The 13,943-nt window shown below is 47.4% G+C and carries 13 protein-coding genes; all 13 read left to right on the top strand.

The genetic code is table 11. From position 1 onward, the window contains the following. Positions 1-30: 30 nt before the first annotated feature. Complete coding sequence (locus ACWXW9_RS06550; RefSeq protein WP_134910066.1) at positions 31-1,710, top strand: ribonuclease J; 1,680 nt, start codon at positions 31-33, stop codon at positions 1,708-1,710. Between the two features lie 237 nt (positions 1,711-1,947). Then, entirely contained in the window at positions 1,948-2,802 is an 855-nt protein-coding gene (locus ACWXW9_RS06555) for a ClpP family protease (RefSeq protein ID WP_494928763.1), read from the top strand. Further along, the gene (locus tag ACWXW9_RS06560) at positions 2,799-3,011 is read left to right on the top strand and encodes a YlzJ-like family protein (RefSeq protein WP_494928764.1); all 213 of its coding nucleotides are present in this window, start codon (positions 2,799-2,801) and stop codon (positions 3,009-3,011) included. Before ACWXW9_RS06555 ends, ACWXW9_RS06560 begins: the two co-directional genes overlap by 4 nt. A gap of 103 nt (positions 3,012-3,114) precedes the next feature. Further along, entirely contained in the window at positions 3,115-5,784 is a 2,670-nt protein-coding gene (locus ACWXW9_RS06565) for an FtsK/SpoIIIE family DNA translocase (RefSeq protein ID WP_494928765.1), read from the top strand. Between the two features lie 223 nt (positions 5,785-6,007). After that, the gene (sleB, locus tag ACWXW9_RS06570; RefSeq protein WP_494928766.1) at positions 6,008-6,859 is read left to right on the top strand and encodes a spore cortex-lytic enzyme; all 852 of its coding nucleotides are present in this window, start codon (positions 6,008-6,010) and stop codon (positions 6,857-6,859) included. Between the two features lie 157 nt (positions 6,860-7,016). Next, positions 7,017-8,297, top strand: a complete 1,281-nt coding sequence (gene yfmF, locus ACWXW9_RS06575; RefSeq protein WP_134910055.1) for an EF-P 5-aminopentanol modification-associated protein YfmF — start codon at positions 7,017-7,019, stop codon at positions 8,295-8,297. A 3-nt stretch (positions 8,298-8,300) separates the two neighbouring features. After that, positions 8,301-9,581, top strand: coding sequence for an EF-P 5-aminopentanol modification-associated protein YfmH (yfmH, locus tag ACWXW9_RS06580; RefSeq protein ID WP_494928767.1), 1,281 nt, complete (start codon positions 8,301-8,303; stop codon positions 9,579-9,581). Next, entirely contained in the window at positions 9,581-10,369 is a 789-nt protein-coding gene (gene ymfI, locus ACWXW9_RS06585; protein ID WP_494928768.1) for an elongation factor P 5-aminopentanone reductase, read from the top strand. Before yfmH ends, ymfI begins: the two co-directional genes overlap by 1 nt. Before the next feature lie 106 nt (positions 10,370-10,475). Next, the gene (locus ACWXW9_RS06590) at positions 10,476-10,730 is read left to right on the top strand and encodes a DUF3243 domain-containing protein (protein WP_014281144.1); all 255 of its coding nucleotides are present in this window, start codon (positions 10,476-10,478) and stop codon (positions 10,728-10,730) included. A gap of 238 nt (positions 10,731-10,968) precedes the next feature. After that, positions 10,969-11,742, top strand: a complete 774-nt coding sequence (locus ACWXW9_RS06595; RefSeq protein ID WP_025685001.1) for a DUF3388 domain-containing protein — start codon at positions 10,969-10,971, stop codon at positions 11,740-11,742. A gap of 30 nt (positions 11,743-11,772) precedes the next feature. Further along, on the top strand, positions 11,773-12,891 hold the full coding sequence (locus ACWXW9_RS06600; RefSeq protein WP_494928769.1) for a RodZ domain-containing protein: 1,119 nt from the start codon (positions 11,773-11,775) through the stop codon (positions 12,889-12,891). An 84-nt stretch (positions 12,892-12,975) separates the two neighbouring features. After that, entirely contained in the window at positions 12,976-13,140 is a 165-nt protein-coding gene (locus ACWXW9_RS06605; RefSeq protein ID WP_162833917.1) for a hypothetical protein, read from the top strand. Between the two features lie 145 nt (positions 13,141-13,285). Further along, complete coding sequence (locus tag ACWXW9_RS06610; RefSeq protein ID WP_014281148.1) at positions 13,286-13,777, top strand: YajQ family cyclic di-GMP-binding protein; 492 nt, start codon at positions 13,286-13,288, stop codon at positions 13,775-13,777. Positions 13,778-13,943: the final 166 nt, after the last annotated feature.

Below are 13,943 nucleotides of genomic sequence, written 5' to 3' on the forward strand. Positions count from 1 at the left end.
GTCCAACTACCATAGGAGGTTTAGATTCATTTGTCTAAAAAAACAAACAACGATAAATTGATGATTTTCGCTTTGGGCGGCGTCGGTGAAATCGGGAAAAATATGTATGTCATTCAATACGGCAATGACATTGTCGTGGTGGATTCGGGTCTGAAATTCCCGGAAGAGGACATGCTTGGTATTGATATCGTTATTCCTGATATTTCCTACCTTACGGAGAACCGCGACAAAGTAAGAGGCATAGTGCTGACTCATGGTCATGAGGACCATATCGGCGGTTTGCCTTACGTGCTGAAACATTTGAACGTACCGGTATACGGTACTAAATTGACGCTGGGACTGGTGGAAAACAAGCTGAAGGAAGCGAATCTGCTTGGTGAAACCAAACGTATTTTGATCAATGCTGATTCCGAAATCAAACTGGGTTCCACGCTGAAAGCAACATTCTTCAGAACTAACCACAGTATTCCGGATTCGGTGGGTGTATGCATTGATACTCCTGAGGGCGCTGTTGTTCATACAGGTGACTTCAAGTTTGATCATACTCCGGTTAACGGACAATATGCAGATTTGCAGCGTATGGCTGAAATCGGCACACGTGGCGTACTGGCTCTTTTGTCAGACAGCACCAATGCGGAAAAACCTGGCTTTACTCCATCGGAAAAGAGCGTCGGCATCGTGCTGGAAGACATTTTCCGTAAGTCGAAACAGCGTGTAGTTGTAGCTACTTTTGCTTCCAACGTACACCGTATTCAGCAGGTCATTAATGCTGCGGAATCGACAGGACGCAAAGTGACGGTTATTGGTCGCAGTATGGTTAATGTCGTAGGGATTGCTTCCGATTTAGGTTATTTGGAAATTCCGGATGGAATGCTGATTGAGCCTGAGGAAGTTGGCAAAATGTCAGCGGATCGCGTAGTTATTCTCTGCACAGGTAGCCAAGGCGAACCGATGTCCGCTTTGACAAGAATGGCACGTTCCACACATCGTAAGGTGGATATTCTTCCTGGAGATTCGGTCATCATTGCAGCTACACCGGTACCGGGTAATGAAAAATATGTCGGTCGCACGATTGATGAACTGTTCCGTTTAGGTGCCAATGTTTATTACAGTGCAGCTAATCCGGGAATTCACGTTTCCGGACACGGAAGCCAGGAAGAACTCAAACTGATGCTGAATCTGATGAAACCTAAATTCTTCTTGCCAATTCATGGTGAGTTCAGAATGCAGCGTCGTCATGCCCTCCTTGCCGAATCGGTAGGTGTAGAGCCAGACAACATTTTCATCACGGATATCGGTGAAGTTATTGAAATTCAGAACGGTGGAGCACGCAGAGCTGGTAAGGTTACAGCGGGCAACGTGTTAATCGACGGACTGGGTGTAGGAGATGTAGGGAATATCGTATTACGCGACCGCAAATTGCTGTCACAGGACGGTATTTTGGTTGTTGTTGTCACCCTCAGCAAGCAGGACGGCACGATCAAGTCTGGACCGGATATTATTTCCCGCGGTTTCGTATATGTCCGCGAATCGGAAGGTTTGCTGGATGAAGCGAATCGCATTGTCTCAAGCACACTGCATAAGCTCATGAGCGAGAATGTAAATGAATGGGCTTCCCTTAAAACAAACGTCAAGGATGCGCTGGGTCGCTTCTTGTATGAGCAAACTCGTCGCAGACCGATGATTTTGCCAATCATTATGGAAGTGTGAGTCAATTGAAATTTGCTCGAAAACCTGAATTAAAAACTTAAGTCACAGGCACACAGTCGCCTCTCTTCCCGCAGGAAATATTGGACGGTTTCCGCGGGAGGGGAGGCTTTTTTGGCTTTTCCGGGTGAGGAAATAAGGGAAGCCATGGGGGCGGGTATAAAATATTCCATTTCCATCCCATACTATAGGGTGAATACGGGTCACAAAGACGCGTAAAGCGAAAGGAAGATTACCCACATGGAACAATACAGCAACCTATCATCCGGCAGACAGGAAACGGAAGCACCGGATCAACCTATGCCTGAAGTCGGGCAAAGACCCATGTCTCCCGCTATGGAGGCCTTGCAGCAACTGGGACAAACCTCCATGCCCGGAAGCGAATCGAATATTTTTTGCATGACAATTATCGGTCAGATTGAAGGACATCTGATTTTGCCACCCCAAAACAAAACGACCAAATACGAGCACATTATTCCCCAACTGGTGGCAGCAGAACAAAACCCCCGTATTGAAGGCTTAATGATACTGCTGAATACAGTAGGCGGGGATGTAGAGGCCGGACTGGCTATTGCTGAAATGATCGCTTCAATGAGTAAACCGACGGTAACGATTGTCATTGGAGGCGGGCATAGCATCGGTGTACCTATCGCTGTCTCTTCCACCTATTCTTATATTGCCGAGAGCGCGACAATGACCATTCACCCGATTCGTATGAACGGCTTGGTCATTGGGGTGCCACAAACGTTTGAATATATGGAAAAAATGCAGGAGCGTGTTGTGCGTTTTGTGGTTTCCCACTCGCGTATTACCGAGGAGCGGTTTAAGGAGCTTATGTTTAAAACCGGTGAACTGAATCGGGATATTGGTACCGCGGTTGGAGGAGCCGATGCAGTGAAGTATGGCTTAATGGACGCCGTTGGTGGCATCGGAGAAGCGTTGAAACAACTGAACAACATTATTGAATCGCGTCGTCAGCAAAACGGAATTACAGGGACTCAGCAGCAGGCTCCGTTCGTACCTTTTTCCCCCAATGCTACAGGGAATCCGACTGGAACGCTCCAAAATGAGCATAATGGGGAGTTGCCCCAATGACCTTATATACGGTAATGCCAATGGAAATGGTGTGGGAGGGCATGTGGAAGGAGACGGAGACGTTCATGGAGGTTCGGGTTGACGGTTTACTCATGCAGGTACAGCCGCTCGAAAGTCGCAGGGGGATTATCGTCCGATTGCTGGACTGTCCACTGGAAACTTACCTTAATCCGCGTTATGAGCCTGGACAAGTCATCGAATGGTCGTAGAAGGTGTCGAGTAGGACGAAAATAGGTCGTTTAATGTTGAAAAAGAACATATGTGCGGATACCCAGTGACGTGGTATAATATTCTTCTGGGGGGTGACCTTGAATGTCCAGAAGAAGGAAAAGGAAAAAGAAAGCCGCGTTTGGCGGAGTTCTAAAATTCGAAATTTACGGCATTGTGCTGATTACATTGGCGGTCATTGCGCTGTCGGGTGAAGCGGCGGTCGGTCGTTCGCTATCCAAGATGTTCGGGCTTGTACTGGGGAAATTTTATTTTGTCATACCCCTGATCGGCATTTATTACGGTCTGATGGTGATGATTCATCGCAAATGGCCGAACCAGTGGAACTCGCGTAAAACGGGATTGCTACTGCTGGTATTTGCCTTTACGCTTATGAGCTCTATTTCATCTATGGAGCAGCGTTTGGGGCCGATCAATGCACTTCAACCGGGCGGAGTGATGAGCCAGATACATATAGATATGCGTGAGCAGTTGCTGTCGCCTGACAAGGAAGGCCATACCTCAATGCTGAACAAGGATATTAGCGGGGGGTACATCGGGGCATTGCAGCTTACTGTGCTGTTGTGGCTGTTTGGTCTTACGGGTGCCAAGCTGATTATGATTGTAATGTTTGTGATTTGCTTTATGTTGCTGACCCAGCTATCTTATGTGGATCTGGTGCGCATTGTTCGGACGAAGCTGCTGGCGGCAGGGGGAAGCGTTCGGAAAAAATGGATTGGTAAAGCCACTCCACTTTCGGCATCCGGCAGAGGTACTGGGAATAAAAAAATCAAGTCCGAGTCGATTCCTGCTTATGAGGAAGATATGGACGATGATTTTGATGAAATGCAGCCTCCGGCGCGTAAGCAGCCGATTTTCTTTCAGCTGTTTGGCCTGAAAAAATCGGCTGGAGAGGACGAGAATGATCGTTCCGTTCATGCTGACGAGGATGATCATGAAGCTGAGGAAGCACAGCCCTTGTGGAGAAATGCCAAGCAAGCAGATGAATTGTCCGATACTGCTGAAAACTTGGATGAGGAAGCTTCTGTTCTGATAAAAAGGTCACCGATTATTCGGGATTTCTTCGAGCAGGTGAAGCAAGAGGAAAGAAGACCTGAGGATGAATCTGAGGCATCCCTGGCTGGGTCAGAGCAGACGGATTCAACTTATGATGAGCCGCTGGATGACAACTTTATGGATGCCGCTGTAAATATAGATGCGGACAGTGCGGCAGCAACAGGCCATAATACACTGGACAGTACAAATGGACAGGCCCACATGAACGCAACGGGGACATCAGGCGAAGAGGTTGAAGCCACAGCTGCTGCCATTCCTGCTCCACCGCCGCCCAAGCCCTACAAGCTCCCGTCGTTCCGTTTGCTTTCCAAACCACAAAACGTGGGCAAAGGCCTTGGACAAAAGGATTACATGCAAACGGCACGCAAGCTGGAGGCCACACTGGAGAGCTTTGGCGTACGGGCGAAGGTACTGGAGGTGGTCCGTGGACCTGCGGTGACACGCTATGAAATTCAGCCGGACATTGGTGTGAAGGTTAGCCGCATTGTGAGTCTGACGGATGACATCGCGCTTGCGCTCGCTGCGAAGGATATTCGTATGGAGGCTCCAATTCCGGGTAAATCGGCTATCGGCATTGAGGTTCCGAACAATGAGGTTTCTATTGTAACGATGCGTGAGGTTATGGAGACGACCATTTTCCAGGAGTCTGTATCCAATTTGTCCATTGCCTTCGGACGTGATATTGCAGGACAGACGATTGTTGGTAATTTGGCCAAGATGCCCCATTTGCTTGTAGCAGGAGCTACCGGTTCGGGTAAATCGGTGTGTATAAATGGTATCATCACGAGTATCTTGTACAAGGCGAAGCCGGATGAGGTTAAATTCCTTATGGTCGATCCTAAAATGGTGGAGTTAAACGTGTACAACGGGATTCCGCATTTGTTGGCACCGGTCGTTACCGATCCGAAGCGTGCTTCACTCGCTTTGAAAAAAATTGTAGTAGAAATGGAAAAACGTTACGAGTTATTTTCCAAATCAGGAACCCGTAACATTGAAGGGTATAATAATTTGATGAAAGACAATCCTGCTGCGTTCCTGCCTTACATCGTCGTCATTGTGGACGAGTTGGCGGATCTGATGATGGTAGCTGCGGGCGATGTGGAGGATGCGATTGCACGACTGGCCCAAATGGCGCGTGCCGCAGGCATTCATCTTATCATTGCAACGCAGAGACCGTCTGTTGACGTAATTACCGGGGTTATCAAAGCCAATATTCCTTCGCGTATCGCCTTTGGTGTGTCCTCGCAGGTGGATTCCCGTACAATACTGGACATGGGCGGAGCCGAGAAGCTGCTCGGACGTGGGGATATGCTGTTCATGCCAATGGGTGCTTCCAAGCCGGTTCGCGTTCAGGGAGCGTTCATGAGCGATCAGGAAGTGGAGAACATCGTTAATTATGTACGTGAGCAAGGTGAAGCGCAATATGATGAAACGCTTGTACCGGAGGTAGAAGAAGTATCGGCTGATGCCGATGAAATGCTGGATGAGCTGTACGATCAGGCCGTCAACATCATTTTGGAGGCCAAGCAGGCATCTGTATCTCTCCTTCAACGTCGTATGAGGATCGGCTATACACGTGCGGCCCGGCTGATTGACTCTATGGAGGCTCGTGGAGTCATCGGTCCTTACGAGGGAAGCAAGCCCCGTGAGGTGCTTATTTCAATGGAACAATATCAGCAAAACAAAGTAAGTTCCTGACCAAAGGCTTTAGTGGAAATTACATCCAAAATCGCTGTTTGTAAGTATGGTGTTGGTTTAAATTCGACAACACTATGCGTACAGACAGCGTTTTTTTGCTTTTTTTAGGAATAGGAACAGACGAATGAAAGAAGATTAAAAGGGTGAATAGCTTTAAGCAGAGCTTGTCATAATAAACGTAGCCATCCTGTTAATCCCACAAAAGAAAGGTAGAGCGCAGCATATGAAAAAGACAATGGTCTGGATTTGCACGGGTATTCTCGCAGCCTCGGCTATCACGTACACAGGACTTATTGCGAACGTCTCTGCGCAGCATGCAGAGCCGCTGAGCACACAGCAGGAAGTACAAGTAGCAGAAACAGAGCCTTCCCAAGCGACATTTAGCACGGAGGCGGTTAATTACGGTTCCTATGGTCAGGATGTATATGAACTGCAATCCCGTTTGAAGCTGCTGGGCTTTTTCGGGGCGGAAGTGGACAGCCACTTTGGCAGCAGTACATTGAAGGCTGTCAAGGGATTTCAAAAAGAGTTTGGCATGACCCCTGACGGAGTGGTGGGTGCAAAAACAAAGTTAAAGCTGGTGAATGCAACTCCTAATTGGAAACCGACGGAAACTCCTTTACATCGTAAAAACAAGAGTTTCACTCAGGGACAGACAACGGACAATAATAGAACGAATCAAAGTGATGAAACGATGGGATCGGCTAACACGATGGGGTTGTCTGACAACGATCTCAAAATTATGGCTAACGCAGTCTATGGTGAATCTCGTGGCGAGCCATTTGAAGGACAGGTTGCTGTAGCGGCGGTTATTTTGAACCGGGTAAAATCGCCCAGCTTTCCGAACACACCGTCGGGAGTTATTTTTCAGCCGGGGGCCTTTACAGCCGTGGCAGATGGTCAGATATGGCTATCGCCAAATGAAACCGCACAGAAAGCGGTACGTCAGGCATTAAATGGCTGGGACCCGAGCGGAGGCTGTCTGTATTATTTTAATCCAAAAACAGCCACCTCCAAATGGATTTGGAGCCGTCCGCAGGTGAAGACCATCGGACAGCACATTTTCTGTATGTAAAACGCCGAAGCAGCCGGGAGCTTGTCTCCGGTTGCTTCTTGGCTTTTGCATCGTTAGAATAAAGATTGGCACACTTTACCTCTTTACAAGGAAGCATGACGGTAGCAGTTGCCCACCAAAGGATAGACGAAATTGACGTCACAAAGGAGTTTTGGACTTGAACAAAACAGGTTTCGAGCGTGGTACGAGCAGACAATTAAGGATTCATGTACTGCCGACCAAGCGCTTCAAGACGTTTGCCATATCATTGTATGTAGGAACTCCGCTACGGGAGGAAACCGTAACCCGAGTAGGTCTTGCGCCTTTTGTGCTGCGTCGTGGTACGGAATCATATCCTCAAACCACGCAATTTAGAGAGCAATTGGAGCAATTGTACGGTGCCGGCTTTGGATTCGATGTATATAAACGCGGAGATTATCAGATCGTGCAATTTCGCATGGATACCATTAATGACAGCTTCGTAAACAGCCCGGACAGCTTGCTTGATCGTTCGTTTGCCTTTCTTGGAGAAGTGCTGACGAAGCCTGCCCTGGAGAATGGCGCGTTTCAAACCGGATATGTCCAGCAGGAACGGGAAAACGTACGGAAGAAGCTGGAATCTATAGTCAATGATAAGATCCGTTATGCGGGAGAGCGCTGCATGGAGGAAATGTGCAAAAATGAGCCTTATCGTCTGCATCCCCTCGGTCAGCGGTCTGATCTGGACAGTATAGATGCGAAGGGCTTATATCAGGCTTATGGAGAATGGCTGAACAACGCCAGCATGGATTTGTATGTGGTTGGAGATACGACGTTGGAGGAAGTGGAAAAGTTCGTAGACCGCTATTTCCAACTGAACCGTTCGGAAGTAAAGGGCTATGCCCCTGAACAACCCAAAGCCGTGGAGCGTGATGTACAAACGGTGGTAGAGCGTCTTGATGTAAATCAGGGCAAGCTGAACATGGGATTACGCACCCCGATTACGTATGGTGATGATCGATATGCCTCTGCATTGATGTACAACGGGATTTTAGGCGGTTATCCTCACTCCAAGTTGTTCGTCAACGTGCGTGAGAAGGAAAGCTTGGCGTACTACGCCTCATCACGGTATGACGGGCACAAGGGCATAGGCACGATTCAATCCGGTATCGAAATTCCCAATTATGAAAAAGCGGTTACCATTATCCGCAAGCAATTGGAAGATACGCAAAATGGGGCGATTACCGAGCTGGAGATGACTCAAACACAGGCGATGATCCGCAATTTATTGAAGGAAATGCAGGATTCCGCTTTTGAAATGATTGCTTACGATTTTAACAGACAGCTTTCCGGCAAAGAGCGAACGGTAGATGAGCTGCTGAGCCAGGTGGAGGCTGTCAAGGTGCAGGATGTTCAGGATGCCGCCCGGACGTTCCGACTGGACACCATTTATTTCTTGAGAGACCAGAAGGGGGAATAGCGGGTGGAGCACATACCTTATGAGCATTTGCAGGAAACGCTGTACTATGAAGTGATGGATAACGGATTACACGTCTATGTTTTGCCCAAACCGGGCTTTCAAAAGACATACGCTACATTTGCAACCAAATACGGTTCGGTCGATAATCATTTTCGCATTGAAGGTCAGCAGCCGGTTAAAGTTCCGGATGGCATCGCCCATTTTTTGGAGCATAAAATGTTTGAAGAGCCTCAAGGAGATATTTTCGCTACTTTTTCCTCCAATGGGGCATCGGCCAATGCATTTACGAGCTTTGATCAAACGGTATATCTATTTTCCGCAACCGAGCACATTCAGGAGAATTTGACCACACTGATCAATTTTGTACAGCATCCTTACTTTACAGATGAGAATGTGGAGAAGGAAAAAGGCATTATCGGCCAGGAAATCAATATGTATGAGGATAACCCGGACTGGCGGAGCTACTTTGGTCTGATCGAAGCGCTATACAAGGTCCATCCGGTGCATATTGATATTGCAGGTACCGTTCAATCCATCAGCACGATTACGAAGGAAACGCTGTATAGCTGCTATGAGGCTTTTTACCACCCGAGCAATATGATCCTTTTTGTAGTAGGCGGAGTGGACCCGGCAGAAGTAATAGAACTGGTGCGTAACAATCAGGCGAAAAAGGATTACAAGCCGCAAGGAGAGATTGAGCGGATTTTTGATGAAGAACCTGCTACTGTGGCAGAGAAGCGTCGTGAGGTAAAGCTGGCGGTTTCTCTGCCTAAGCTGTTGTTCGGATTCAAGGAAGCCAAGGTAGGCCTAACGGGAAAAGAACTGCTCCGTCATGATCTGGAGACCAAGCTGATGCTTGATCTCTTGTTCGGCTCCAGTACGCAACTGTATCAAAAGCTCTACGATGAGGACCTCATTTCAGACAGTTTCGGCCATGAGTACAACAGCACGCCACAGTATGCGTTCTCTGCTATCGGCGGAGATACAAAGGACCCGGATCGGCTGTTGGCGCGGATACGTGAAGAGGTGGAGTCCATCCAGAAGCAGGGCTTCACGGCAGAACACTTTGAACGGGCACGTAAAAAGAAAATCGGCGGTTACCTGCGCATGCTCAATTCGCCTGAAAATATTGCGCATGAGTTTACGAAACATCGCTTTCGGGATGGTGATTTTTTCCAACTGCTCCCGGTCTATGAAAGCATTACACTTGAGGATGCTAACCGCCGTCTGAAAGATCATATCCAGTGGGATCAGATGGCCATATCGCTGGTGGTGAGTCCGTAATGTCCAGGGAGAGGGAACCGATAACCACCAAGGATGGAGAACTAAAAGCTATTGGTGATACGACTGTTCTGATCACAGGAGCAAGCGGCGGGATTGGAGCGGCTATTGCTGAGCGCTTTGCGGCTGTTGGGATGAACGTGGTCATTCACTACATGAAATCCCATGAAAAAGCGAACGAAGTTGCCCGTCGCTGTATGGCTTATTCAGGCAAGGTGATGACCGTGTCAGCGGACCTGCGGAGCAAGGAACAGATTGAACGCATGCGCGAGAAGCTGGAGAATCACGGGATGAAGCCAGATATTCTTGTGAATAACGCCGGATTATCTCATTATGGATTGCTGACGGATGTGTCGGAAGAGGAATGGGATAAAGTGATGGCTGTCAATGTGAAGGGAACCTTTCTGTGTACGCAGGTATTTATGCCACATATGATTTCCCAACGCTATGGCCGTATTGTGAATGTGTCATCTGTATGGGGAATATGCGGCGCTTCGTGCGAGGTGCTGTATTCCACAACCAAAGGGGGTATTAACGCATTCACTAAAGCGCTGGCTCAAGAAGTTGCGCCTTCAGGGGTAACGGTCAATGCTGTAGCTCCGGGAGCGGTGGATACGTCGATGCTGGATCATCTGGACGAAGGGGAAATCTCCAGTCTCGAAGAAGAAATTCCTGCCGGTCGATTGGCTCGGCCTGATGAAATTTCGTCACTGGTTTATTTTCTGGCGCTTCCTGAATCGGGTTATATTAACGGGCAGGTCATAAGTCCTAACGGAGGATGGGTAACTTGATGGGAAGTACAGATTTTGGAGGAAACCTTCCAGTATAGTGAGCACCTGAGAAGAGCATATTATAACTGTTGATTTTAAATCTGAATCATCTAAGGAGGATTTAAGTATGTCAACAGTTGTTCAGAATTTCGATACCTGGAAGAAGTTCCTTGGTCAGCGTGTGGAACAGGCGGAGAAGCTGGGAATCAGCCAGGATACCATTTCAGAGCTTGCTTATGAAATCGGTGATTTTCTGGATGAGAAGGTCGATCCGGCCAACCACTCCAACCGCGCACTGAAAGAACTGTGGGGAGTTGCCGATGAGGACGAGCGTCACACTATCGCCCGGCTGATGGTCAAATTAGCCAAAAGCAACGCATAAGCAGGAACCAACATGAAAAGCTCCCTTTTGGGGGCTTTTCTGTAATGGTTACAGAGCTGTTCTTGTAATTCCGTTGTAATTTATATATCATAAACGTGATCGAGGCTTATGCGATTGTGTTGAACACTGGAAGCCTTTGTGGTCTCAATAATTGGTTTTGTCGAATGGTGTTATTTTATGATACAATAAGGCTTTGATTGGAAATGTTGACGGTTTTGAATGTGAATGAGGTGCTAATGTGACGGAAGAAATGAAACAGTGGTACATGGAGTACAAGATACATAAAAATCGTCCCGGATTGCTGGGAGACATTGCTTCCATGCTTGGTATTCTGGGGGTTAATATACTAACGATCAACGGTGTTGAAGGCGAAAGACGGGGGATGCTGCTGGAAACGGACGATGACGAGAAGATACGCATTCTTGGAGATACCTTAAAGAAGGCCAGTAATATTACAGTTACCGCCTTACGTGCTCCGAAGCTGGTCGATATATTGGCAGTAAGACATGGACGTTACATTGACCGGGATTCGGATGACCGCAAAACATTCCGCTTTACACGGGAGGAGCTTGGGTTACTGGTCGATTTTTTGGGTGAAGTATTAAAGAGGGATGGCAATCAGGTCATTGGACTTCGAGGAATGCCCCGTGTGGGAAAAACTGAATCCATTATAGCCAGTAGCGTATGCGCCATGAAGCGCTGGACTTTTGTGTCTTCAACGCTGCTACGGCAGACGGTGCGCAGCCAGCTCTCCGAAGAGGAAATGAACCCTAACAATGTTTTTATTATTGACGGCATTGTGAGTACGATTCGGTCAAATGAAAGACATTATCACCTGCTTCAGGAAATTATGAGCATGCCGAGTACAAAGGTTATTGAGCATCCTGATGTTTTTGTACGTGAATCGGGATACAGCTTCGACGATTTTAATATCATTATTGAACTTCGCAATAATCCGGCTGAGGAAATTACTTATGATACCTTTACAGCCAGTTATACTGAAGATCTTTAAATAAGCGTAATTATACAAGGAGATGATGACATGTCAGAACTGGGTCAGCAATTAAAGGAGGCCCGGCTGCAAAAAGGATTGAGCCTTGACGATGTTCAGGAAATGACGAAGATACGCAAACGTTATCTGGAAGCCATTGAGACGGGCGATTACAAAGTGCTGCCGGGAAGCTTTTATGTCAGAGCTTTTATTAAAACGTACGCTGAAACGGTCGGTTTAAACCCCGACGAGATTCTGGAAGGACATAAAAGCAATGTGCCTGAACCGGAGCCAGAAGCTGTCATGGAGCCTGTGACACAGAAACGCTCCAGCCGTCCGGCTTCGATTGGAAATCTCAAATGGTTGCCGACAGCTTTAATGTGGCTTTTTCTGGTTCTTATTGTTGGGGTTATTTATGCATATTGGGTGAGTAACAATCATACAGCTCCAAAAACAGCCGAGAATACAACGCCGATTACGACACCGATTACGTCCACTCCAAACAGCACCAAGGAGGGAACCACGACACCGCCGCAAAATACGACGACAACCCCTCCTCAGGGAAGCGGGCAGACGACAACGCCGAATAACGGTCAAACGGCAGCTCCCAATGGTGGTGGCGGACAAACTACTCCTGATACGGGACAAACGGGGCAAACCCAACCGGGAGGGATAGGTACAGGAACGGATACGACCACTCCTGCCAGCAGCCAGCAGCCAAACACCACTACTCCGCAACAAGGTGTAACCGTGGCTCAGGATGGCAAGCAAGGCAAAACGACGATTTTCAAAGTTTCCAGTGCAACGGGAGCTACAGCCAAGGTCGATATTAAGGCAACGGGAGAAAGCTGGCTTGAGGTGTACAAGGGACAAAACTCACGTGGCGAAAAGCTGAGCTATGGCATGACTAAAAGCGGAGATGCTATGTCCTTTGACATCGGTCCGGAAGGCTTGTATATCAAATCAGGACGTTCTTCTGCCACGGATATTTCCGTAGCAGGTCAACCGATAACTGATAATAAATCGACGACTCGTGTTTTGATACAGCCAGGAGAGGCTTCTTCGACCGGAACGAGTGCCGGGGTGAGTGGTACTTCTATGGATTCCACTACAGGCAATACGAGTTCAACACAGAGCGGTACAACTTCTTCGACTACTGGCGGTGAATAAACCTTCTATTGCGCGGAAATACTAATGACTGTAATTCATGGGAAGCCAGTCATTTCATTTTCCGCAAAGTGAGGTGTATATATTATGACCGTCAGCTGGATTGTGACAGGGCTTGGTATAATTGTCAGTCTACTTGGCTATTATTTAACCCCAAGTGCATGGGGCTATGGCATACTGGGCTTTGGTCTTGCTCACATTGTGCTCGGACTTCTGGATATGTTCCGGAATCCGACCCGCAGCCACAGTTAGATATGTTGACCGTGGAATGAAATAAAGGCGTTTTTGTCAGCTTGACTGGCAAGAGCGCCTTTTTAGTGAGCGGATTATTGGATTTTTGTAAATGACTAGCCTATAATTAGTTATTGAACTTTGTTGTGGAAAGGAAAGTGAAACGATGGCTTCAGAAAATTCATTTGATATCGTCTCCAAAATGGATATGCAGGAATTAACCAATGCGGTTCATCAGACGGAGCGTGAAATTGAAACAAGATTTGATTTTAAGGGGAGCAAAAGTAGCCTTAAGCTTGAAAAGGAAGCTCTTACGATTGCATCGGAAGACGAATACAAGCTCAACGCGGTAATTGATATTTTGCAATCCAAAATGGCCAAGCGCGGTTTATCCCTTAAAAACGTGGAGTACGGTAAGCTGGAACCAGCCTCTTTGGGTTCAGTACGCCAGCGTCTTGCACTCAAGCAGGGGATTGATCAGGATAATGCCAAAAAAATTAACATTCTTATCCGGGACTCCAAGCTGAAAGTGAAAAGTCAGATTCAAGGTGATCAGATCCGCGTGACTGGAAAAAATAAGGATGATTTACAAGCGGTCATTCAGCTGTTGCGCAAAGCTGATCTGCCATTGGAGCTTCAATTTACGAATATGAAATAAAGCCGTTTTCCCTCATGCAGATTGTAAGAAAAAATGACACTTGATGCGCGGCAGGTTATTTTGACATGCGTTTTACACCATATTATACTTGTAACGAAAATGCAGACGATCAGGTGTATAGCGATAGTCAAAAGCGATTTACATAGGATTGAATTCAATCCGAAAA

The organism is Paenibacillus sp. LT-B23, assembly GCF_059417685.1.